Genomic DNA, 23,137 nt, shown 5'->3' on the forward strand with positions numbered 1-23,137 from the left:
ACACTCTGACATTCCCATCGCTCGTGTGCCGGACTTAACCGTCTAGCCGCACCGCATCGCAACATCCATTAACCGAAAAAGACGGTTCTCCCTCGGCTGGCCACACCGCCAAGTGCTGCAGGTGATGCGCATGTGCGCGCATTCGACCCGCTCACCCGCAACAAATGGCACCGCAGTGGCTACAATGGCACATCATGTTGCTCGCACATCGCACATCGCCGTCAATCGCGCGCGAGCCGTCGTCATTTGATTGAAATTTTCAGAGGACTTGAGCCGTGCGATTTACTCGAACTTTCTTTGTGACGCCCTAGTTCCACGTCCGGAAGTTCCATCTCTGCCACGGAGAGCTTCTTCCCCACGCGCGGTCCGCCGTCCGGCAACGGACGAAAGGGCACGCGAGGACTTCATTCTCCTCCACACAGATTGCGCACCCCAAGGCTCAATTGAATAAAGCTTTATCCGATCTGGAACTGAAATGAATTTGGCTCGCGAATCGATTGAACTGTTGGAGCAGGTCGCACGAATCCTGTGGTTCGAAGGCACCAAACACGGCTTGCGCGACCGCGAGTGGATGGCGCTGCGCTTCCTCTCCCGCGCCAACCGCTTTTCGCGAACGCCTTCGGCGCTCGCGAGTTACGTCGGCACCACGCGCGGCACCGCCTCGTTCATCATCGGGGAGCTCGAGCGGCTGGGTTATATCGAGCGAAAACGCTCGGCCACCGACAAGCGCTCGGTGATGCTGAGCGTGACGCAGCAGGGCAAGAAGTTCCTGGTGCGCGACCCCGTCGGCGTTCTGGTCGAGGCGATTGCCGTCCTCGACGACGAGGTCAAGATCCGCTTCCGCGACACGTTCCGGCACGTGCTGGATCAGTCGGACGCGGCCGAGCAGCGGCACCACACCGACGTCTGCAAGCGATGCATCTTCCTCCGGGAGGAGCGCACCAGCACCGACAGCAAGGCAGCGGCCGAGTTCAGTTGCCGCCTGTTTCGCTCGCCGATCGCAGAGGCGGAGGTCGATCTGCTCTGCACCAGCTTCGAGCATCACCGCCAATAGAGTGCAGCCTCGATCAGGGCGTTGCCTTGCGTGGCGAATAGATGACACCGCCGCTCGCCTCCACCACCAGGCGTCCGTTCTCGCTCCTGATTTCCTCGATCCGGCCAAGGCCGGGCACCTGCTGTCCCAGCACGGCTTCGATGACGCCGTTCGGACCCTGCAGGATCGCAATGCCTTCGTAGGCCTGGCGGACCGACCAGCCCTTGATCACCTTTCGCGGCGCCGGCGCGCGCTCGGACGGAGACACCGAGCCCGTGAACTCAGGCGCGGCAACCGCGGCCATCATCGGCCCCTGCTGTGACGAGGGCTGCGATTGCACCATGGCCGGCGCCGGAGCCGGCGCCTGAACCTGCGCTTGAGCGAGCTTGTCGAGCTTCACCGTCGAGGACGAGCTGACCCGCTCGATACGGTCCAAATTCTCGGCGAACCTGCCGAAGCGGTCATTGGTCGCCTTGCTCGATTGATCCACAGCGGTCCGCAGGCCGTCGAGATTTTCCGACACGCCCGATACCTGCTTGCGCAGATGCGCGACGGTCTCGCGCAGATTCCGGATCTCCGTATTGGCCGCAACGTTGTTCTGGGCGGGCTGCGTGGTGAGATAGGCGATCACGCCGGTGCAGGCGCAGACCACCAGCATGGCGGCGACCGCCAATGTTGCGAGCGGCGCAACCCATGTCGGACGGGGCGGCGGGGGCTTGGCGACGATCACGGCCGGCTTGATCACGGTCGGCGCAGGCTTGGGGATCGCCATCTTGTCGAGACGCGCCTTGGCCCGAATTCGCTTCAGCCCCTCGAGTGCCTCCTTCGCCAGAACTTCGTCGCTCGCCGCGGCCGACACACGCTTTGCGCCCGCTGCGGGCTTGGCCGTGCGCGCCGCATTCTCCTTGATATCGCGCGGCTCGGCAGCCGGCTTCGTCGTTGCGGAAACATCAGCGGTCGCGTCGGGACGAGCTTGTCCATCGGACAACATGTGAAAATGCTCCGTTCGGTTCGATCTGTCGAACGGTGACGTTATGTGCCGAAGCTTGCCTGAAACGTGCGCATCGAAAATCTTTCATCGCGCGCGATGCGACGTCACATGAGTCAATCGCGTCATGCACGTGGCAAGAGTGCGACTCGAAAGACACACACTCGCCAAGATTTCGCCAAGCTGGAGTCTCGCCGCCATACATGAGTCGAATTGTCGCATGTGGAAAACCGCGCACCAGAGGCAATCCCGGGTTGAAAACCCCTCGATATGCCTGATCGGCAGCACCCCCTAAAATGGCTGTGATTGTACGGGGATGCGGAACCTTAGACCCATCACGATGCAGAACTAGTTTAGTTTCCGAAGCAACTGATGCGTTTGAATATATCAAGAAACAACCCGAAACAAACCAACAGCATCAAGCACACGTAGCAATCGCTTTGTTACGCACGCTTGATCGGAAATCGGCAATTGTTACGGTCCTACTCAAGTGATTCTCGCCAGTTGGCGAGGAGATCGACACAGATTCAGTAGCGTTCGGACGCGATCAGCAACTTGGCGCAACTGTTCTAGGTCGTTTCTCAATCCGCTCCGCGAGGTGATCCGTAAGACACCCGCCGGGCCTCACGCAGTAAGCGTTCAGTATCGAGTTGAAGTACCAGGCCTGCGAGACGCAGGCACTGAATGCGTAGGGCTGCCCGCGAATATCGAAACCATAACAACGGTTCGCGGGAAGGAATGTCGTCAAACAGCATCGTTGCCGAGCCGGGGCATCACAATAACCAACCGGCCGCAAGAGGTGCGAAACAGGGGCGAAAGACTGATGTATATTATCGTTGATGATCGCGAGAGCGTCGCGAACAGCTATGTCGGAGGGCTCGTTCGCGAAGGCGTATCGTCGATCGGCTTCTCCTCCGGGGAATTCTGGGACTGGCTGCAATCCGCGAGTGAATCGGATCTGGCAGCGGTGGATGCCTTCCTCCTCGGGGATTGCGATGCCCGCGGAAGCCTGCCGCGGGCGATGCGCAAGCGTTCCTCGGCTCCCATCATCGCCATGAGCGGCCAGAAGATGCTCAAGAACACGCTGGAGCTGTTCGAATCGGGCGTCGACGACGTCGTGCACGTGCCGATCCACCTGCGCGAGATCCTGGCCCGAACGGCCGCGATCGCGCGCCGCCGGGTGGGCGAATTGCCGAGGCCCTGCGAGAGCAGGATCCAGGTCTTCTTCAACGGCCGTGACCCCGAGATCGCGGGCCACGCCCTCACCCTGCCCCGCCGCGAACTGCGCATTCTCGAATATATGGTCAGCAATCACGGCAAGTGGATCACCAAGACGCAGATCTTCAACGCGGTCTACGGCATCTTCGAGTCCACCTTCGACGAGAGCGTGATCGAGAGTCACGTCAGCAAGCTGCGCAAGAAGCTCCGCGACCGCCTCGGCTTCGACGCGATCGTGGCCCGGCGTTACGTCGGATACCGCCTCGACATCCCCGCCGGCGAGACCCTCGACGTGCCGATGCAGGAGCTCGACGAGGTCGGCATCATCCTCAACAGGGCACACGCCGTCCCGGCCGCCTACCCGGCCGGAAACTGACACGGCGAGAGCCTGCCACGAACAGACAACGGCCTCCGCGAAGCAGCTTCGCGGAGGCCGTTGCATTTTCGGCGGCAGAGGCGTGAGGACGGATTCTCCGGCCTCGAAACGCTCTACGGCTTCTGCTGGAATTCTTCCTTGGAGACGTAGTTGAAGTCCTCGACCAGAACGTCCTGGACGACGTCAGCCTGCATCCGCTCGTTGACGCGCTGCTTGATGGCGGTCGTCAGGATGGAGAGGTCGTAGCGGGCGAGCTTCCTGAAATCGAGACGCTCGTCGGCATAGATCCTGCGGAAGGCCTCGTCGACGACGAACGGCTCCGGCGGAACGTTGAGCTGGTGCATGGTCCGCCCCTCCACGGTGTAGACGAAGCGCGCGACGATATAGCCCTGCACAATGCCGTTCTCGACCATGGGCACGCTCAGGGCCCGCGTCTTCTGGTATTGCAGCCCGTCGAGGTATTCGTCCTTCGCCGGCAGCAGGCTGCCGTTTTCCTTCCAATAGGCCACGCCATAGCTCGTGCCCGCGGTGAGGATGCATACCCAGAGCCCGGCCAGCACCAGTCTGATCATTTTCCGTCCTGCGCTGCGCGACCGGTATAGGTGCCGTCCGACTCGGCTTCCTTGATCGCCTTGACGATGATGCTCGCGACCTCGCGCACCGCGTCGTAGTGCATTTCGAGGATCGAGCGATTCCGCTCGAGCTTCTCGCGCAGCCGCTGAATTTCCTCGGTGACCTCGACGTCGCCGCCGAGATGCATCCGCGCCCGCATCAGGCGGACGAATTCGAGCATGCTCCGGCTCTTCCGGGCGCTGAAGTCGTCGAAATCGATCTTCTGACGCGTCGCGAGCGCGACCGTCTCCTCCTCGACGATGCTCTCGAGCCGGCGGATGGCTGCCAGCAGGCCGCGCACCTCATCCGATCTCGCCGCATCCGCGCCGTCGACCACGGCCTCGCCGCTCACGACCGGCAGCAGCACGGGCAGCAGCGCATCGGCTTCTGCCGCCGCCTCCGTCGTCATCACCCCGGTGTTCGCGACCGGCTGCTCGATCACCATGGCCGCCGCGCTGTCTTGTGCCTGCATAGGAAATTCACCCTTCAACTTCTGTCACCCGTTCGCGGATCATCATCCGGCCTTGCCAGCACCGTTCGGCCCCGCCGGATTCGCGGCGGCCAGCTGCTTGGCGATGCCAATGCCGTTGCCCTTTGCCAGCTGGCTGCCAAGCTGCTCCGCCAGCATCGACTTCCAGACGCCGCCAGCCGTGCCCTTGCCAAAGACCTGCTCGGATTCCTTCGGCAACATCGTCTCGACGAAGGTCTGGAGGATGAAAGCTTCGAACTTCCGGTACACCTCGCCGGACGCCGGCGCCTTGATCATCCGAACCGGCGCCCCGTTCACCGCATCCGACTGCGCCTCGGCAACCTTCGTCGCGGGCTGCTCGGCAGCTGCCGCCGCCTTGCCGGCCTCCGCGTCCATCGTGGCGGCGAAGTCGGCGCCGGATGATTTCAACGCGTCGAGTTTTGCGGTCGCCGCGCGCTGCGTCACGGGGTCGGCGGCATCGAGGACGTCGAGAACGAGGTCGGGTGTCGCGGTCACGATCATGGCTTGTTCCGGTTGGCTGGCGGTGGCGTCCACGCGCGCACGGCTGGGCTTATTCCCGTCATCTCCTCGAGGACCTGCTTCTCGGCGTCACGGAGCTTGTCGGCCAGCGCCGCCTTCGCGACCTGCTCGAGCTGCTTGACGCGGCGGCTCTCGGCGCGAACCTGGTCGAGCTGCTGCGCGGCCTGCGTCCGGATCGCGCGCGCACCGACGCTCGTCCTGTTCAAGCGCCGCGCGATCGACTCGCTCGACGATCCCGCCGGCGGCTTGCCATCGTTCAGGGCTCCCACCAGCCATTCCTGCTCGTCCTGCAGGCTTCTCTCCTGCTGCCGCAGCTGCGCGAGCTGCCATTCGGACAGCCGGAGCTGGAGCTTCACCAGCGAAACCATCCGGCCGAGCTTGTCCGCGCGCGACGTCGTCACAGCATCACTCCGCCAGCCAGGACGAGAGACCGAGCATGAATTGCGTCAGCAGCTCGTCGCTCGTGAGGTAGAGCAGCATGAAGCCGCCGAACAGCACGAAGGGCACGGAGATGAAATAGACCGGGATCGCCGGCGTCAGCTTGTTGATCAGGCTGACCGCCAGGTTGACGATCACCGAATAGACGATGAACGGGCTGGCGATCCGCAGCGTCAGCACGAACGCCTCCGACAGACGGCCGACGAGCAGGTCGAGCGCCATGCCGCCGCCGAGCCGGCTCCCGGGACGCCAGACGTCGTAGGAGTTCATCAGCCCGCGCAGGACCTGCCAATGCTGGTCGGTCATGAAGAACAGCGTGGTGACCGACACCATGATCAGCGGCACCAGCACCGGTGCCGGATCGCTGTCGGCGACCGGCGTCCCCGGGATGTTGCTGAGCCCGATCGCGCTCGCCATCACGGTCGCCATGGTCTGCAGCGCGAGAAAGAACACCCGCCCGCCGAGCCCGATGACGCTGCCGACCACGAGCTCGGAGCAGATCAGGAGCGCCAGCGTCAGCGGCGCGGCGTTGTCCGTGAGCGGTTTCAGCACCGCGATCAGGATCGGCGTCAGCGCGAACGTCGTGACGAGTGCGACGAACAGGCGGACCTGGGCCGGAACGTTGACGCTGGAAAAGCCGGGCACCAGCATCAGGCAGGCGCCGATGCGGCAGAACACGATGAACGTCACCAGCACGCTGTCGGCAAGGCCGCTGATCACGACACGGCTCCGAGCGCCCTGATCTCGGCGCTGCGCGCGACTTCGACATGCGACAGGATCGGCAAGGTCGGGAACACCCGCTCCAGGATCATCCGCACATAGGGACGGGCTTCCGGCGTCACCGCCAGCACCACGCTGGTGCCGTTCTCGGTGAACTTGCGGATCGCGGCGCTGGCTTCGGTCGCGAACTGCTCGATCAGGCGCGGATCGGCGTCGAACTCGACGACGTCGCCCTTGGCGTCGCGCTTCAGGCTCTGGTGGAACGCGAGGTCCCAGCGGTTGCCGAGCCTGACGACGTTGAGCACGCCGTTGTCGGAGAGGTCGCCGCAGATCTGCTGGGCTAGCCGGGTCCGGACGTGCTCTGCGACCTGCTCGGAGCGCCGCACGTGAGGTGCGATCTCGGCGATCGCCTCGAGGATGAGGTGGAGATTGCGAATGGAGACGCGCTCGGCCAGCAGGATCTTCAGGATCGCCAGCAGGCCGGAAAAGGAGATCTGCGACGGGCAGAGATCCTCGACCAGGCGCTTGTACTCGGGATCGAGCCGGTCGAGCAGCGCGCGCATGTCCTTGTACGACAGCAGCTGCGCGAGGTTCGCCCTGAGCACCTCGCTCAGATGCGTGAGCAGCACCGACAGATTGTCGACCGGCTTGCAGCCCTGCCGCTTGACTTCATCGGTGAAGGCCTCCGTCACCCACAGCGCCTTCATGCCGAAGGCGGGCTCGATCACCTCTTCGCCGGGCACGTCGGGCTTGCCGTCCTTGTCGACCAGCACCAGCACCTCGCCGAGCCTGAGCTCGCCATGGGCGACGCGGGTGTCGTGGATCCGGATCTGGTACCCCTTGGGGTCGATCGACAGATTGTCGCTGAGCTTGATCTCGGGAATGACGAAGCCGTACTGCTTGGCGAACTTCTTGCGGATCTTGGCCACGCGGTGGGCCAGCTCGGTGCGCGAGCCCAGGAGATGGACCGAAAGATGGCCACCGAGCGCAAGCTCGATCTCGGCCGTCTTGAGCTGGTCCTTGACGGATTCCTTGGCCTCGGCCTGGGCGCGCTCGTCGGCCTTGCGCACATCTTCCTTCCGCTCCCGCGCCGCCTGCCGCCTCGGCAAGGTGTAGCCGACGAAGGCCATGACGCCGCCGAGCAGCATGAAGGGCGCGAGCGGCAGCCCCGGCATCAAGGCGAGCACGAACATCATCAGCGCGGCGGCCGACACCGCGCGCGGATAACCGCTGAGCTGCCGCAGCACGGCCTGCTCGGCCGATCCCCTGGTGCCGCCCTTGGAGACCAGCAGACCCGCTGACAGCGACACGATGAGCGCCGGCATCTGCGACACCAGACCGTCGCCGACGGAGAGCTTCGTGTAGACGTCGGCCGCGCGCGACAGCGTCAGCCCGTGATGGGTGACGCCGATGATGATGCCGCCGAAAATGTTGATCGCGGTGATGATCAGGCCGGCGATGGCATCGCCCCGAACGAACTTCGAGGCACCGTCCATGGCGCCGAAGAACGCGCTTTCCTCTTCGAGCTCGCGGCGCCGGCGCTGGGCTTCCTTGTCGTCGATCAGGCCCGCCGACAGATCGGCGTCGATCGCCATCTGCTTGCCGGGAATGGCGTCGAGGGTGAAGCGGGCGCCGACTTCGGCGATACGCGTCGCACCCTTGGTGATCACGACGAAATTCACCGTGACCAGGATGGCGAAGATGATCAGGCCGATGACGAAGTCGCCGCCCATGACGAACTTGGAGAAGCCGGCGACGACGTGGCCGGCGGCCTGCTCGCCCTCCCCGCCGCGCGACAGGATCAGGCGGGTGGTCGCGACGTTCAGCGCCAGCCGCAGGATCGTCGCGATCAGCAGCACGGTCGGGAAGGCCGAGAAGTCGAGCGGTCGCTGGATCCACAGCGCGACCATCAGGATCAGCGCCGACAGCGCGATCGAGAACGCAAGTCCGAGATCGATCAGGATCGGCGGGATCGGCAGGAACAGGATCGTGAGCATGGCCACGATACCGCCGGCGAAAAAGGCGTCGGCCCCCAATCGTCGTGGGGTCGGCAGGCTAGCAACTAACGTATCGGCCATGGGTCACCGGCAGGGGGTCCACCCCTAATCTGCCCCGCAAAGCTTACGCGGGGATGGTGGCCGAGGCCGGCGCGGATCAGAAGCCGCGCTCGATCCGCGAATAGACCATCTCGGTGAAAGTGGAGAGGTGCGCGCCGATGAAGGAGCCGGAGACGGCAACGACCAGGAGGATGACGATGATCTTCGGAACGAAGGTCAGCGTCACCTCCTGGATCTGGGTCAGGGCCTGGATCAGCGCAATGATGGTGCCGACCAGCATCGCGGCGCCGACCGCGGGCCCGGAGGCGACGATGATGGTCCAGATCGCCGCCTGGACGATGTCGAGAGCGTCCCGTTCGTTCATGACTGGCTGATCGTAAGTCCCGGTCCGACCGCGACCTTGGTGCCGTTCTCGAGGGTCGCGATGGAGCCGTCGGCGTTGATGGAGACCGAGGCGACCTTGCCGCTGAAGCTCGCGCCGGTGGCGTCGGTGAAGCTGACGGTCTTGCCGATCAGGCCGTTGGCCTGCGACAACGATTGCGAGGACAGCAGCGCATCCAGCTTCGAATTGGTCTGCATGGCCTGCTCGACCGTCGAGAGCTGCGCGAACTGGCTCATATATTGCGACGTATCCATCGGATTGGTCGGATCCTGGTTCTTCATCTCGGCGACGAGAAGCTGAAGAAACGTGTTGTAGTCGACGCTGTTGCTCGAGGTCGAATTGGTGGAGCCGGTCGAACTGGACGACTTGCTCGTGCTGTCGGTGGCGCTGTTGACGTTCATGTACCTCTCCGCTGTCAGGCAGCCTGGAATGGGGACTCGGTGATGGTGCCGGCCAGGATGGCCTGCTCCACCGGGAACAGGGCCCGGATCCGCTTGAGCGCCTCGAAGTAGCGGGTCGCCTCGACCAGCTCGTCGACCGCGCCCAATCCGTCCAGCATTTCGCGGCTCTCGCACACCGCGCGCAGGGCCGCGTGATGCTGGGCATAGAGCGCCGCGGCGTCGCGGATGTCGGTCGGGTTCATCAGCATGAGCTGGACGATGAAGTAGAGCTGCCGCAACGCCGTGGTGGCGTCGGAGGCCTGCATGACCTGCCCTTCCAGCAGGAACATCACGTCGTTGACGAGCTCGACGGAGACCTTGCGGTCCACGCGCAGCACCGCGCCGTTGATGTAGATCCGTTCGCCCGCCCGCAAGGAGATCTTCATCAAAGAGCGTCTCGGATCATGCGGTTGATTTCGATGAGCTGCATCACGTCGTTCGATTTCTCCTCGCGAAGGCGATCGGCCTCCTTGACGACCCACAGGCCGATCGAGATGATGTCGGCGCGCAGCTTGTCCGGGAGCCCGTTCTCCGGATGCGAGAGATCCTCGATGAAGATCGTCCACAGCCGCCGCACATAGAGCAGGCTCTCGACCAGATCCTCGAGGCGGAACACGCCTCTCTGAATCCGCTCGAGCCGGTCGATGCCGAGGCTGAGCGCCTGCCGCTCGCGGCCCCGCGCCTCGTGACCGCTCTCGTCGACGACCGATTCATAGGCTTCAAACGTCATCAGCATCACTCTGCGCAGGAGACCGGATAACAAGACGAGGTAGCGAGCCTCGGCTCTAGAGATAGTTGATGAGGCTGATCTGCTGCAGCTGCGAGGTCAGCGCGAGCGCTGTCTTGATCTGGGTCTGCAGGGTGTTGACGCGGACCGAGGCCTCGGTCGGATCGACCTTCTCCAGCTTGACGATCTGGTCGTTGAGGATGTCCTTCTGGATCTTCAGCTTCTCGGTCGCGCCGGTGACCCGTTGCTGGATCGAGCCGACGGTACCGCCGAGCACGGCCAGATCGTTGATCGCGCCGCTGACCAGACCGATGGCCTTGTCGACGACGACCTGGAACGTGTCCTTGCTCAGGCTCGTATTCCCGAGATCGGTGAGCATGGTGTAGGCCTCGGCCAGCTTGCGGAAGCCGGGCCGATTGGCGCTGACCGAGCTGTCGACCACCTCGGTCGTGGAGATGCGGCTCGACAGCGTCTGGTCCGTCGCCGACGACCAGTTGGCGTTCCAGGCCGGGCTTGCGAACTCGGTGTCAAAGGCACCGTTGAGGAAGTTCTGCATCTGCGCCGGTGTGATCGTGCTCACGCCGGGTGCAGATTGCGAGAAGCCGAAGCCCGCAGGCGGCGCCGCCGCGAAATCCGCATCGACCCGGTTCTTGCTGGCCGAGCCGGCCGTGTAGTTCGTGATCGGCACGGTCTGCGTATTGATTCCGCCGAACAGATACGACCCGTTGTAGGAAACGTTGAGCGCGCCGATAACGTCCTGAAGGTTCGCGGACGCGCTCGGCATGATGATCTTCGCGCCGCTTTCGGCGTCGCGGGCCGCGATCAGGTTCTTGAGGAATTCCGACGCGGTCTTGCCGAGCTGCGTGATCCGGTTCTGGGTCACGTCGAGGCGCCCCGCAACCAGCTCGTTGGTGTCGACGAGCTGGTCGGCGAAGTCGAAATCGGCGCGCAGCGCCACGTCGCGGCCCGTCCCCGTGCCGAGCTCGAGGCCGACATCGGCGAAACGGCCGGTGGTCGCCTCCTTGGAGGCCTTGGTCAGCGCGCTCTGGTTGTTCGTGATCGACGACCTCAACGACGAAGACAGCATCAGGGTCGAGATGTAGTTCGCGCTCATCATGACTTAATTCCCCACGGCAGCCAGCAGGCTCTGCAGCATCTCATCGACGGTGGAAATGATCTTCGACGACGCCGAATAGGTGCGCTCGACCTGCAGCATCAACGACATCTCGTCGTCCATATTCACGCCGCTGACGTTGGACAGTGCCGCGGTGCTGCGGTCGAGCAACGTATTCTGATACTGGACGTTGTCGTCGGCGGTCTTGCGCTGGCTTTCGATCCAGCTCGCCGAGGAGGACGCGAACTCGATCACGCTGCCGCTCGGCTTGCCCTGAGCCGCGGCGTCGAACGGCTGCGGGGCGCCCATGTTGTTGATGAGCTGCTGGAGCCGCGTCGAGAAGCCGGCATTGCCGGTCGTGTTGTAATTATAGGCGGGAACGCCGCTGATCGCGCCGTCGCGCAGCAGGTTCGGGTTTCCGCCCACGGCCGGATCGACCGAGGCGGCAACCGCGATCTTGCCCGCGAGGCCCACCGAGATCGTGGCGCTCGCAGGCATCGCGGGCGCGCCGGGATAGGTGAACAGACCGGGCCTGTCCGCCAGCGTCGGGACAGGTGACTGGTCGCTTTCCTTGAAGGCGTCGATCAAGCCGCGCGCGATTTCGTCGAGCTGGCTCTGATACGTGACCGTGTCCTTGTCGCGCAGCTGGGCAAGACCGGCGAGCTTGCCGGACTTGAGCGGCATGACGGAATTGGCGCCGGTCACGGGCACACCGTCGATATAGACGGCATTGCCCGTGGTGCCGGCGGTGTAGGCGTTGGTCGGTGCGAAGCTCACGGTCCGCGCTATCTTGTCGAACAGAACGACGCCGCTGTCGGTATAGAGCGCCGCATCTCCATTGGGCCGGATCGACATCGAGACGCCGACCTCTTGCGACATCCTCGAGACGATGCTGTCGCGCTGGTCGAGATAGTCGGTGACGTCGTCGCCGGAGATCGTGCCCTTCACGATCGCGGTGTTGACGGTCTCGAACTGGGACAGCAGCTGGTTGATGTTGGCGACCGACGCCGCCATGTCGGCGTCCGCCCCTTCGCGGACCGACTGCACGGTCTTGGTGGCCTGGTTCAGCGCGGTCACCATGTCCTTGGCGGACGTCACGGCGGCCTGCGCCAAGGTCGCATTGTCGGTGGAGTTGGCGTATTGCTGCAGCGCCTTCTTCAGCTTGTTGAGCTGGGCGGTCGGCGACTGCTCGAGCTCGGGATCGTCCACCGTCGAGGCCGCGATCTTCTGCAGCCCGTCATAGATCACGCTCTGCTTGGCCGACGACGAGGTCGCGGTCAGCACGTTCGAATAGAGACCGGAACTGGCGGCGCGTTGGATCGCCGCGACATAGACGCCGGTATTGGGCAGGTTGTCGAGCACGGCGATCTTGCGCGAATAGCCGGTGGCGCTGGCACCGGCAATGTTGCGCGAGATCGTCGATGACTGGATGCCCGACGCCATGAGCGAGGCGCGAGCGGAGTCGAGAGCAGCGGTAAGGGACATGATCTACTCTTGCCCGGGGGGAGCGCTGAAGAGTTCAGCGCTTCAAGTTGACGACGACGTCGAGCAGGTCGGCGCCCGTCTGGAACGATTTCGAGTTCGCGGTGAAGCCGCGCTGCGCCTCGATCATCCCGGTGAGCTCATCCGCGAGATCGACGTTGGAGTCCTCCAGGGCGCCGGACTGGACCGTACCGAGCCCGCCGGTGCCGGCGTTCCCGGCCTGCGCGTTGCCGGAATTCATGTTGGTCGAATAGACGTTGCCCGGCTCAGGCGTCAGATTGTCGGGGCTTGCGACGTCGGCGAGCATGATGGTGTAGAGCGTCCTCTGCTGCCCGTTCTTGAGTACGGCCGTAACGTATCCTTTCTCGTCGACATTGATCTTGTCGATCGCCGCGGGAACACTGCCGTTGACGGTCGCCTTGAAGCTGAAGTCGGTACCCACCTGCGTCATGTTCGACAGGTCGAGGGTCATCGCTGCACCGCCGGGGACAGTGAGCGCGAGAGTCGTTGGGCTCGCCGCGGCCAGCGCGCCTTTGCCGGTTGCGGTCGTATCGAAGGTGAAAGTGGTGGCGGCACCAACCGACGCACCTGTCGCTGAGTTGTAGGCCTGAATCTGCCAAGTGTCCGTGCCGGCGGCCGTCGCCGTATGGGACATGTAGACGTCGAGCGTGACGGCCTGGCCGATATTGTTGTAGGCCACGATCGAGCTCTTCGATGAATATGACGCCGGGCCGGGAGGACCGGCAATGACAGCCGCCTTCGGATCCATATTGCCGGTCGTGAGCGTGCCCGCCGTCGACGGCACCGGCACCTGCGAGACTTGGGCGATGTTGACGATCTGCATGCCGGACAGGCTGTTCTGCGAGAAATTCGTGACCTTGCCGGGCTGGCCCAGAAGGTAGTAGCCCGCCGCATTGACGAGGTTGCCCTGAGCGTCCGGCACGAACGAACCGGCGCGCGTCAGGAACTGCTGCGTGTTGGCGGCGTTCGAGACCACGAAGAAGCCGTTGCCCTGCACGGCAAGGTCCGTGGACGACGTCGTGAACTGCGTATGTCCGGCGTCGCTGATGGCGTAACGGACGGTGGTCTCGACAGCGCCGGAGTCGTAATTGCCGGAGCCGCTCTTCAGGATCAGCGAGGAGAATTCGGTCGAAGCCCGCTTGTAACCGGTGGTGTTGACGTTCGCGATGTTGTCCGAAACCGTCGACAGCTTGTTGGACTGCGCGCTCATGCCGGAAACACCGGTGCGCATAACACCATACAGGCTCATGAAGTGGGCTCCTTTGGTAGGTTGCAGTTACAATGGGGGATCTTGCTTGCGCGGGGCTGATGGTTCGGAACCATGCACAACTTCACGTCGTCATGTCGTCTTGGGCTGACAGAACGAGCGCGCCTTGTCGGTCCATGCGCCGAAGCCGCTCGACACGAGGTGAGCGACGATGTGACAGACATAGCGCTTCTGCGCCGGCTGGTTGTTGGGGCCGGCATTGTAGCGGGCCACCGCCATGGTCCAGCTGCCCTCGCGCTGTTTCAGCTCTTTCAGGAAGCGCGCGGCATATTCGACGTTCTTCGCGGGATCGAACATGGCGCGTACCGAGGCGAACTTGTCGCCGTGATAGTAATGGTTGATCTGCATGCAGCCGAGATCGATCAGCTTGATGCCCTTGCTGCGCATGGCCTGGAAGTTTGCGATCGCATCATCCATGTCCCTGGCGAACACGGTCTGGCCGTCGGCGCCGAGGGCATAAGGATGCAGCGCGCCGCGGCGCCCGGTCTCGGTGAGACCGACGGCATAGAGAATGCCGAGCGGAATTCCATGCTGCTGGGCCGCGCGCGCCATCTCGCGCTCGCAGGGGCGCGCGCCGTCGGTGGCCGCGTCCGCGGCGCCCGCATTACAGATAAACAGGGCCGCGACGAAGATGCGGCGCCACGTCCTGGTCATGACGCGTCTCCTGGCTGGGCTGGCGCTCCTGGCGGGCCTGCTTCGCGCCGCCGTCGGACTGCCCCGACGACGTCCCTGAGCCGTCGAACGTGCCTTGCGACTGCGACGAGGGCTGTTGCTGGCCCGACAGCTGCGGCTGCGACTGGCCGGAGCCGCTCTGAAATCCGTCCAGCGAGCCGTGCTGCACGGGCGCGATGTCGGCGACATAGCCCGCCGACTGCATGAGATCGCGGATCTGGTCGCGCTGCTGATCCAGCATCTGGCTCGTGTCCTTGCGCGCGGCCGCGAGGTGGACGGACACTTCGGTGCCGACGAGACGAAGGCGCACGGTGACATTGCCGAGCGCGGGCGGCTCGAGATTGATGGTCAGGATCTTCAGCGGCTGATCCGGCGCATTGGTCTGGGATGCCGAGAGATCGGGCGCTGTGGACGCCGCCGGGCCTGCAGAGTCCTTCAGCTCGGCAACGACCGCATTGGCGACCTGTTGCGGGGCGTTGAACTGCGCCGGAGGCAGATGGGTCTCCTGCTGGACCACGGTGACCTTGGTCGTCTCCGGCAATACGTCACGCGCTGACGCCTTGGCAGCGCGTTCGACATTGGCCGTGACCGCCTCGAAACCTGGTGTCGCGGGCATGGCTTTGGCGGAAGCCTCGCTGCCTGGCAGTGCGACCGCGGCTTGCGATGCGCCGCCTTGCGCACGCGCGCCGGCCGGAACGGCAGCGGATGGCGCGGAATCCGCCGCCATTGCCTTCGCCATACCTGTCGCCGGAACCTCGCGCTTCGCCCCGGATGAGCGCTCGTCGCGCGCGAGCACGTCTTTCTTGTCGCCAGACTGCGACTGCATTTGCGGCTTTGCGGCCGATGCAGCAACGATATCCTGTCCGACCATCGCGGGAGCGTTCGGGCGGTTCGAAACATCCGGCTTGGGGTCATGGTCGACCGGACTTTGCGTTTCCGAGGATTTTTCGGTCGTCTGGTCGCCGGCCTTGAGCACGTCGGTCGCCTCGGTGCGATCGTCCGTCTCGTCCTTCGACTTGTCCTTGCCCGCTGGGTGGGGCAGACGCGTGCGCAGCGTTCCGGCCTTCGCGGTCGTATCGCTGCCCTCATCGTTCAGTGCCTGCTTCGCGAGGCTCGAGACGGTGTGGAGCAGATCGTTGAACGACGAGCCAGCCTGCGATTTGGCCCCGGCGCTTTTTGCCGAACGCGACGTCCCGCGGATGTTGAGGCTCTCGGCGAGCCCCGAGAAGAGCTGTCCGGAGGTTCCACTGAGCTTGGTCATGGGCGGCGGTCCCTGGTAAGGAGTTCGAGTTCGCCGAGCTGCTTCTGCGCGCGCGCGAGCGTCACGGTCGATGACGCCAGATCGAGACGCGCCGGCGTGGCCGGAGGCTTGTCGGCTGCGGCGGCGGATCCGCCCGGAAACTGCTTGCGGACATCGAGCGCGAGCTGCACCGTGGCATTCAAGAGGGGGACGTCGCGCTCGGGCAGCTTCGACCGGTCGAGTGCCTTCAGCTCGGCGAGACCGCCGTCATATTCGTCGGTGAGCGCCCGCGCGGTGCCGCGGAAGAAATGCGCCCGCTCGCGATCCGCGGAGGCGTCGGCGCTGAGCGCCAGCGCCCGCTCGCCGGCAAGCCGCGTCACGGTCAACTGTCCGCGCACCATCGCCGCGCGCGCGATCACGAGATAAAGCTTGAGGCGGCTCGCGCGGTCGATCTGCTCGAGCAGCGCTGCGATCCGCGCGAAGCGGCGATCGTCGAGCGCCAGACTCGATTGCGTCAGGCCCGTGGAGAAGCGCTGCCAGAAATCGCCGGCATAGATCGAGTTGCGGTAATGGCGGATATAGGCCAGCGTCAGGAACTCGAACTTGTCGAACTCCTCCGCCTGCCCCACCAGCAGGATCTCGCGCCGCAACGCCGCCTCCTCCACCAAGGTGCCGGGCAAGAGCAGGCGCGCGTCGTCCAGACGCTCGATCGCCAGCGATGCCTCGGAACGCGCGAACAACGCGCCCTGGACCAGCGCGACCTGTCCGCCGAGGCCAGAGGACAGCGTCCGCGGCTTGACGTCCTTGAGCAGCTCCCGCGCTTCCTCCTGACGACCCTCGACATAGGCGAGCGCGCCGTTGAACAGCCGCTCGTCCACGTTCATCTTGTCGCGCGGCAGCTTGCGGACGATTTGCGGCGCGCCGCCGCTGAGCAGGTAGATGACCGCAGCCTGGCTGTTCTGCGGGTTGCTCCACACGCCCGGATCGGCGGCGAGAAACTTCTCTCCGATCTGCCGGATCAACGCGATGTGGCTGCCATGCGCGGCGGTGTCACCACTGGCGATGCCGTCCTGCACCGCCTGCAACGCGCGGACGAGCTCATAGGGCTCGCCCGCCTGGCGCGCGGATTGGGCAAGCGCGCTCGCTGCCGTGAACGGCAGGAGCAGCAATGCGGCGCAGAGCAGCGGCCTGATCAAGGGCGCTTCTCACGGATCAGGATCTCGATCCGGCGGTTCTGCGCGGCCGACGGATCGTTCGGAAGCTTCGGCCGGCGGTCGGCATAGCCTTCGACATGCTCGATCCGCAACGCGTCGACGCCGGAGCGAACCAGCATGTAATAGGCCATCTGGGCGCGGGCGGTCGATAGCCGCCAATTGTCGTAAGTCTCCGAACGATACGGCCGATTGTCGGTATGGCCGCGGACGATGATCATGCCCTGGCGTTTCGCCAGCAGCGGCCCGATCTTGTCGATCACGCGGATCAGCTCGGGCCGCGGCTCGGCCGAGCCGACCGCGAACATGCCGAAGCTCGCATCGTCGGTCAGGCTGATCAGGAGGCCCTCCTCGACCTGACGCACCTCGGCCGCCGGCCCGGCGCCTGCCTTGATGTCAGACAGCGCGTCCGCGATCGCGGCCTGAAGCTGCTTGACGGTCGGCTGCTGGGTTTGCGCCGCATCGCGCGGATCGGACTCCTTCGTCGTATCGTTGGGATGCGCCTGCGCGGCGGCGTTGGCCTGAACGGTCGCTTGGGCGCTGCCCTCGCGCGGGGATTGCGCCGGCGCCGGCCCCGGCGGCAGCAGCGGCGACAGGTTTGCGGACTGCGCATCCGCGTTCGGCGCCAGGCTTCCGCCGGCATCGTCCGCCTTGGCGCGGCGGGCCTGCGGCTCGGCCTGATTCGTGCCCGGCGCGCCGTCGCGCGCGGAGGCATTCGGCTTGGGCTCGCTTTCGATGATCCGATCGGCATCCTTGGACGCTTGCGGCGCCAGCTTCCAATAGCCGGGGTCGAAGGGATCGCGGTAGGCATCGCCGCCCTTGAGACCATCCTCTTCGGCGGAGGTCAGCGCGCCGACGCGTCGCTGCCCCGAGGACTGGTTCGCGCTATTGGCGATCTCGGCGAGCGTCACATAGGGATCACGGAACAGGACCTTCTCTTCATAGGAGGCCGGCTTCTCGGCCGTCGGCGAGTCACCGCGACGCTCTTCGTTCGAGCCGGCCGGCTGACGCTTGCCGTCCTGGCCTTCGAACGACGTCGGCTCCTTCTTGGAGAGATTCTTCAGGCCCTTCGGCGCGGGGGCATTTTCCGCGAGCTGGATCGGATTGAAATAGCTCGCGACGACCTGCTTCTGATCCTGGTTGAGCGCGTTGAGCAGCCACATGACCAGGAAGAACGCCATCATCGCGGTCATGAAATCCGCATAGGCGATCTTCCATACGCCGCCGTGATGCGCCTCCTCAGCGAAAGCGCTGCGCCGGCGGACGATCACGAGTTCATGCTTGACCTCTTCCATGGCGGGTTACCGGCGTGCTTCCTTCAGGCGTTCGCTCCAGGCCGTGATCTGCGTCTCGATCACGGTCTGGTCGGCCACGACGCGAACCTCCAAGGTGTCGGCCGCCTCGTACTCGATGCCGGTTCGCCTGGAGGCCTCGAGCTGCGTCTTCACGAGGTCGAGCAGCTCGCTCGGACCGGTAACCTTGAACACCGGCACCGGCGAATTGCCGGTCAGCGCCGCAACCTGCTCCACCAGCGATCCGATCGCCTTGTCGCGGACCGCCTCAGTGAGGAACGGCAGCAATATCCGCGCCACGGAGCTTGCGATGTTGGTCTCGATCTCGCGGCAAGCCGTCTCGAAGCCGCTGACGATCGCGATCGCCTGCTGGTCGGACCATTTGGCGCGCTCCTCGCCGAGCCGGATCGCGCTGCGGACGCGCTCCTCGGCAAGCCTGGCGTCGCCTTCCGCGACGCCGGCCGCGTGGCCGCGCCGGTAAGCATCGTCCAGGAGATTGGCCGGCGGGGCTTCCGCCTTCGACGCCGGAGACGGCGACTGCGGCAGAGGCTGCGAATGGGCCTGAGGCTGCTGCGGAGGCTCGCGCATGACCTCCTTCGGCCTCGTCAGCACGTCCTGGATTTTGAGCGGCGGAGGCGGCGGTGATTTGACCCGGCCGTTCGCGTCGAACTGCGTCAGGAATTTTCCGATTGCCGCGTTCATGCCGCCTCCTCGCGTCGCATCCAGTCTTTAAGGATCGCTGCGGCCTGCGCCTGGTCGAGCCGGACGATCTGCTCCAGTCGCTTCTGCGGCGTTCGCTGCATCTTGCCTTCGAGGTCTTCGACGAGATTGAGCTCGGCCTCCTCGCCGTCCGGCAACGCAAGGGCGGCGGCGGCTTCGAGCTCGGCGACCTCGGCGGCCTCAGCCTGCTCCTGCTGCGCGCGATGGGTCAGAATGCCGTTGACCGCGGGCCGCAATCCGAACCAGACCAGCATCGAAGCAACGGCCAGGATCGTCACCGCGTTGATGACGCTGCCGAGCTGCTTGTTGATCATCTCGACGAAACTGATCGGCGGCACCGGCGCCAGCTCGCGCGAGCCCTCGATGAAGTCGACGGCCGTCACCTGGATCTGGTCGCCGCGCTGCTTGTCCAGTCCGCCGGCTGTCGCCGCGAGCTGGCTGATCTCGGCGAGCTTGCTGTCGACGATGGCCTGGTTGCTCTTGTCGCCGAGATCGGCGACCAGCCGCGCCCGATTGACCAGCACGGCGATGAAGAGCTTCTTCACCGAATAGCCGTCGCTCACCGTCGTCGTGGTCTTGGACGAGACCTCGAAATTGGTGACGTCCTCGCGGCGGGTCTTGTCCTCGTTGGAGTTCTTGCCGCCGCCGGCGTTGACCTGCTGATCGGGAAGGTTCTGCTGTACCGTGGTCGGGGTCGAACGGTCGGCGTTCTGCGAGGATTCCTTCTCGCGCACGTTCCGCACCGAACGCTCGGCCCGGCTCTCGGGATCGTAGACGGTCTCGTTGATCTGCCGCTTGTCGGTGGAGAGTTGCGGCGCGACGCTGACCTCGAAATTGTCGAGGCCCAGATACGGCGTCAGCGCCTTGCGGATGTTCTCCTGCACCATGCCGCCGACCGTCTTCTGCAGGCTCGCCATCTTGGTCGGCGCGGCGGTCGCCTCGTCCTCTTCGGCGAGCAGCATCGAGCCGTCGGCATCCAGCACCGTCACCTTGTCGCGGTTCATGCCCGGAATGGCGGCGGCGACGAGATGGCGGATCGACTGCGCCGTGCGGGCCTCGATCGCGCCGTCGGTGCGCAGCACGACCGAGGCGGATGGCGGCTGCTGCGTCGCGCGGAACGAGCCCCGCACCGGCAGCACGATATGCACCCGCGCCGCCTTGACGCCCTTCATCAACTGCACCGTGCGCGCGATCTCGCCTTCCAGCGCCCGAAGCTTGGTGACCTCCTGCATGAACGAGGTCAGGCCGAGCGAGCCGATCTTGTCGAACAGCTCGTAGCCGGAATTGGCGCTGGTCGGCAGCCCCTTCTCGGCCAGCAGCATCCGCGCCTGCATGGTCTGGCTCGGGCGCACCGAGAGCGCGTCGCCGGCCGTATTGACGTCGAAGGTGATGTTCTGCTCGCGCAGCGCCGCGCCCATGCGCGTCACGTCTTCGCGGGTGAGGCCGGTATAGAGCGTCTCGAACTCGGGCCGGCTCAGATAGTACGCACCGCCGACGACGGTCACGAGAACGGCAAAACCGATCAGGCCAAGGGCCATCAGGCGTCGCGGCCCAAGCTCCAGCAGATTGTTGAGCAGTTGCTGTACCTGCGCACGACTGAGCATATGACCTCGTACCAATGCGAACGTACAGGACACTCCGCTGCCAACCTTGTCTGAAGGTTGCGCGCGGACACGAATGTGTCGGTTCGCAGGCGAGGCGTTGCAATTTTACAAGAAGGGCGACGCAATCAGGCCAGCGGCAACGCACGCCGGGACGCATGGGCCGCACGATCGGCCGCGGCGTGTCGCATGAAATTCAACGTCGGGAGATCGATTGCGGGCACGTCGTGCCGTCACGTCCGCCGGTCACGGCGGGGACCGTGCTCCCTCAAGGGAGCACGGTCGTTTTCGAAAGCGCCGCTTAGCCGCGGAACAGCGACAGGATGCTCTGGCTGTTCTGGTTGGCGATCGAGAGCGCCTGAACGCCGAGCTGCTGCTGGGTCTGCAGCGCCTGGAGCCGGGTCGATTCCGCGTTCATGTCGGCGTCGACGAGCTGGCCGATACCGCGATCCACCGAGTCCATCAGCGACTTCACGAACTCAGTGTTGTTCGAGATGCGGTTCTTGATGGCGCCGAGGTTGGCGGCGGACTGGCTGACCGTGTTGATCGCGCCGGTGACCTGCGTGATGTAGGTGTCGAGGACGGTCTGGTCGGCCGCCGAGTCGGTCAGCGCACCGATGTTGAGGCTGTCGACCGACGCGCTGCCGCTCACCGTGTCGAGGATGCCGCTCGTGCTCGAGGTATAGAGCGAGTAGTTGGCAACCGTCACCGTGATGGTGTTGATCGTCGGCGTGGCGCCGACGCGCGAGAACGACGACACCAGGTTGACGGTCGTCGGGGTGGAGGCGTTGGTGCTCAGCCAGTTGACGCCGTTGAACGTCGCCGCATTGGCCACGTTCTTCATGTCCTGCTGGATCTGGGTGATTTCCGACTGGATCTTCTTGCGGTCGATACCGGCGGTCTTGGCTTCGACCAGCAGCGCCTGGAGCTTGGTCAGGCCGGAGTTCTGGTCGCCGATGACCTTGTTCAGAGCGGTGTATTCGGTGTCGACGGTCGCAGCCGACAGACCGAGCGAGTCGGAGACGGCGGAGAGCGCGGCGTTGTCGGCGCGCATCGAGGTCGCGATCGACCAATAGGCCGAGTTGTCCGAAGCGGTCGAGACGCGCTGGCCGGTGGAGATCCGGTTTTCGGTCGTCTGCAGGCTGGCGCTGACATTCCGGAGGGTCTGGAGCGCAGTCATTGCAGCGGAGTTGGTAAGCAGGCTGGAAGCCATCTTTGATGTCCCTTTGAAAACAGATTGGATGGGGACATACCGGGCTTGCACCGGTACGACAGGGCGGCATCATGCCTTTGGGTTGCGGAAATGCGCGTAAACCCAATCCGTCGTAACGGCCAGACTAGTCAACGAAGCTTGTGCGGGGCTTGTGGCGCTGTGACTCCGCTGCAACAGGGCAGCCGAAATCACGGTGCGCGCGTCAGGCAAACGAAAGGGCCGCGCTTCGCGAGAAGCGCGGCCCTCCGGAGATCGTCTAAGGCTTAGCGGAACAGCGACAGGATGCTCTGGCTGTTGTTGTTGGCGATCGAGAGCGCCTGAACGCCGAGCTGCTGCTGGACCTGGAGAGCCGCCAGGCGGGTGGACTCCTGGTTCATGTCGGCGTCGACGAGCTGGCCGATACCGCGATCAACCGAGTCCATCAGCGACTTCACGAACTCGGAGTTGTTCGAGATACGGTTCTTGATGGCGCCGAGGTTGGCGGCGCCCGAAGACACCGTGCCGATCGCTGCGGTGACCTTCGCGATGTAACCATCGAGAATGGTCTGGTCGGCGGCCGAATCGGTCAGCGCACCGATGTTGAGGCTGTCGACCGACGCGCTGCCGCTCACCGTGTCGAGGATGCCGCTCGTGCTCGAGGTGTAGAGCGAGTAGTTGGCGACGGTCACGGTGATCGAGCTGGTGCTCGGGGTGGAGCCGACGCGCGAGAACGACGACACCAGGTTGACGGTCGTCGGCGTGGAGGCGTTCGTGCTCAGCCAGTTGACGCCGTTGAAGGTCGCCGCGCCGGCGACGTTCTTCATGTCCTGCTGGATCTGGGTGATTTCCGACTGGATCTTGCTGCGATCGATACCGGCGGTCTTGGCTTCGACCAGCAGCGACTGCAGCTTGGTCAGGCCGGAGTTGCTGTCGCCGAGCACCTTGTTCAGAGCGGTGTACTCGGTGTCGACGGTCGCGGCCGACAGACCGAGCGAGTCGGAGACGGCGGAGAGCGCGGCGTTGTCGGCGCGCATCGAGGTCGCGATCGACCAGTAGGCGGCGTTGTCCGCGGCCGTGGCCACGCGCTGGCCGGTGGAGATCCGGCTCTGCGTGGTGGAGAGTTGCGAGCTGACAGACCGCAGGGTCTGGAGCGCGGTCATGGCGGACGAGTTCGTGAGCAGGCTTGACATTGCGAATGTCCCTTTATGTACGCGTTACATTTTCATCAGGGGACATACCGGACTTGCACCGGTACGGAGGGGCGGCATCATGCCTTTGGACTGATATGGGTGGGGTCCAACCCGCCGTGCCGCATTGCTAACACG

At 64.7% G+C, this 23,137-nt stretch carries 24 protein-coding genes; 2 read left to right on the plus strand and 22 right to left on the minus strand.

Annotated features, from left to right (window positions below; genetic code table 11):
- The first annotated feature begins 475 nt into the window (after positions 1–475).
- Positions 476–1,054: a MarR family winged helix-turn-helix transcriptional regulator gene (locus tag AABA84_RS27490; RefSeq protein ID WP_212248927.1), complete on the plus strand. Its 579-nt coding sequence runs from the start codon at positions 476–478 to the stop codon at positions 1,052–1,054.
- A gap of 13 nt (positions 1,055–1,067) precedes the next feature.
- Here AABA84_RS27490 and AABA84_RS27495 read toward each other — a convergent pair whose 3' ends face one another.
- Positions 1,068–2,024, minus strand: coding sequence for a hypothetical protein (locus AABA84_RS27495; protein ID WP_212248926.1), 957 nt, complete (start codon positions 2,022–2,024; stop codon positions 1,068–1,070).
- A gap of 820 nt (positions 2,025–2,844) precedes the next feature.
- On the opposite strand from AABA84_RS27495, the gene AABA84_RS27500 reads away from it, so the two are divergent.
- Positions 2,845–3,615, plus strand: coding sequence for a response regulator transcription factor (locus AABA84_RS27500; protein ID WP_162307708.1), 771 nt, complete (start codon positions 2,845–2,847; stop codon positions 3,613–3,615).
- Positions 3,616–3,728: 113 nt separating this feature from the next.
- Here AABA84_RS27500 and AABA84_RS27505 read toward each other — a convergent pair whose 3' ends face one another.
- The 21 genes from AABA84_RS27505 to AABA84_RS27605 all read right to left on the minus strand — a co-directional run bounded on the left by AABA84_RS27505 (position 3,729) and on the right by AABA84_RS27605 (position 23,002).
- A complete protein-coding gene (locus tag AABA84_RS27505) occupies positions 3,729–4,187 on the minus strand; it encodes a hypothetical protein (protein ID WP_212248924.1) in 459 nt (152 codons plus the stop codon).
- Entirely contained in the window at positions 4,184–4,699 is a 516-nt protein-coding gene (locus AABA84_RS27510; protein ID WP_338313736.1) for a flagellar biosynthesis protein FlgN, read from the minus strand. Before AABA84_RS27510 ends, AABA84_RS27505 begins: the two co-directional genes overlap by 4 nt.
- 42 nt (positions 4,700–4,741) lie before the next feature.
- Complete coding sequence (locus AABA84_RS27515; protein ID WP_338305428.1) at positions 4,742–5,218, minus strand: rod-binding protein; 477 nt, start codon at positions 5,216–5,218, stop codon at positions 4,742–4,744.
- Positions 5,215–5,604: a hypothetical protein gene (locus AABA84_RS27520; RefSeq protein ID WP_212248945.1), complete on the minus strand. Its 390-nt coding sequence runs from the start codon at positions 5,602–5,604 to the stop codon at positions 5,215–5,217. The genes AABA84_RS27515 and AABA84_RS27520 overlap by 4 nt, the downstream gene beginning before the upstream one ends.
- A 37-nt stretch (positions 5,605–5,641) precedes the next feature.
- Entirely contained in the window at positions 5,642–6,394 is a 753-nt protein-coding gene (gene fliR / locus AABA84_RS27525) for a flagellar biosynthesis protein FliR (RefSeq protein ID WP_338313737.1), read from the minus strand.
- Positions 6,391–8,472 carry a flagellar biosynthesis protein FlhA gene (gene flhA, locus AABA84_RS27530; protein WP_338305429.1) on the minus strand — a complete coding sequence of 694 codons (2,082 nt, stop codon included), beginning with the start codon at positions 8,470–8,472 and terminating at the stop codon, positions 6,391–6,393. Before flhA ends, fliR begins: the two co-directional genes overlap by 4 nt.
- A gap of 76 nt (positions 8,473–8,548) precedes the next feature.
- A complete protein-coding gene (gene fliQ, locus AABA84_RS27535; RefSeq protein ID WP_018318462.1) occupies positions 8,549–8,815 on the minus strand; it encodes a flagellar biosynthesis protein FliQ in 267 nt (88 codons plus the stop codon).
- Positions 8,812–9,234 carry a flagellar hook assembly protein FlgD gene (gene flgD / locus AABA84_RS27540; protein ID WP_212248919.1) on the minus strand — a complete coding sequence of 141 codons (423 nt, stop codon included), beginning with the start codon at positions 9,232–9,234 and terminating at the stop codon, positions 8,812–8,814. Before flgD ends, fliQ begins: the two co-directional genes overlap by 4 nt.
- 14 nt (positions 9,235–9,248) lie before the next feature.
- Complete coding sequence (gene flbT, locus AABA84_RS27545; RefSeq protein ID WP_212248918.1) at positions 9,249–9,659, minus strand: flagellar biosynthesis repressor FlbT; 411 nt, start codon at positions 9,657–9,659, stop codon at positions 9,249–9,251.
- A complete protein-coding gene (gene flaF / locus AABA84_RS27550) occupies positions 9,659–10,003 on the minus strand; it encodes a flagellar biosynthesis regulator FlaF (protein ID WP_212248917.1) in 345 nt (114 codons plus the stop codon). The genes flbT and flaF overlap by 1 nt, the downstream gene beginning before the upstream one ends.
- 55 nt (positions 10,004–10,058) lie before the next feature.
- Positions 10,059–11,117 (minus strand): flagellar hook-associated family protein, encoded by a 1,059-nt coding sequence (locus AABA84_RS27555; protein ID WP_338313738.1) that lies wholly within the window; start codon positions 11,115–11,117, stop codon positions 10,059–10,061.
- A gap of 3 nt (positions 11,118–11,120) precedes the next feature.
- Complete coding sequence (gene flgK, locus AABA84_RS27560; protein ID WP_338305431.1) at positions 11,121–12,599, minus strand: flagellar hook-associated protein FlgK; 1,479 nt, start codon at positions 12,597–12,599, stop codon at positions 11,121–11,123.
- Positions 12,600–12,633: 34 nt separating this feature from the next.
- Positions 12,634–13,866, minus strand: coding sequence for a flagellar hook protein FlgE (locus AABA84_RS27565; protein ID WP_338305432.1), 1,233 nt, complete (start codon positions 13,864–13,866; stop codon positions 12,634–12,636).
- 90 nt (positions 13,867–13,956) lie between these two features.
- Positions 13,957–14,538 (minus strand): transglycosylase SLT domain-containing protein, encoded by a 582-nt coding sequence (locus AABA84_RS27570; protein WP_212248913.1) that lies wholly within the window; start codon positions 14,536–14,538, stop codon positions 13,957–13,959.
- Positions 14,489–15,817: a flagellar hook-length control protein FliK gene (fliK, locus tag AABA84_RS27575; RefSeq protein WP_212248912.1), complete on the minus strand. Its 1,329-nt coding sequence runs from the start codon at positions 15,815–15,817 to the stop codon at positions 14,489–14,491. Before fliK ends, AABA84_RS27570 begins: the two co-directional genes overlap by 50 nt.
- Positions 15,814–16,992, minus strand: coding sequence for a chemotaxis protein (locus AABA84_RS27580; RefSeq protein ID WP_212248911.1), 1,179 nt, complete (start codon positions 16,990–16,992; stop codon positions 15,814–15,816). Before AABA84_RS27580 ends, fliK begins: the two co-directional genes overlap by 4 nt.
- Entirely contained in the window at positions 16,989–18,302 is a 1,314-nt protein-coding gene (locus AABA84_RS27585; RefSeq protein ID WP_212248910.1) for a MotB family protein, read from the minus strand. The genes AABA84_RS27580 and AABA84_RS27585 overlap by 4 nt, the downstream gene beginning before the upstream one ends.
- Before the next feature lie 6 nt (positions 18,303–18,308).
- A complete protein-coding gene (locus AABA84_RS27590) occupies positions 18,309–19,001 on the minus strand; it encodes a hypothetical protein (RefSeq protein ID WP_212248909.1) in 693 nt (230 codons plus the stop codon).
- Positions 18,998–20,623 carry a flagellar basal-body MS-ring/collar protein FliF gene (fliF, locus tag AABA84_RS27595; RefSeq protein ID WP_212248908.1) on the minus strand — a complete coding sequence of 542 codons (1,626 nt, stop codon included), beginning with the start codon at positions 20,621–20,623 and terminating at the stop codon, positions 18,998–19,000. Before fliF ends, AABA84_RS27590 begins: the two co-directional genes overlap by 4 nt.
- Positions 20,624–20,921: 298 nt before the next feature.
- Positions 20,922–21,833, minus strand: a complete 912-nt coding sequence (locus AABA84_RS27600) for a flagellin N-terminal helical domain-containing protein (RefSeq protein ID WP_212248907.1) — start codon at positions 21,831–21,833, stop codon at positions 20,922–20,924.
- 263 nt (positions 21,834–22,096) lie between these two features.
- Positions 22,097–23,002, minus strand: a complete 906-nt coding sequence (locus tag AABA84_RS27605; RefSeq protein WP_212248906.1) for a flagellin N-terminal helical domain-containing protein — start codon at positions 23,000–23,002, stop codon at positions 22,097–22,099.
- Positions 23,003–23,137: the final 135 nt, after the last annotated feature.

The sequence above is a fragment of the Bradyrhizobium sp. TM239 genome (assembly GCF_036247985.1).
Lineage (GTDB): Bacteria > Pseudomonadota > Alphaproteobacteria > Rhizobiales > Xanthobacteraceae > Bradyrhizobium > Bradyrhizobium ottawaense.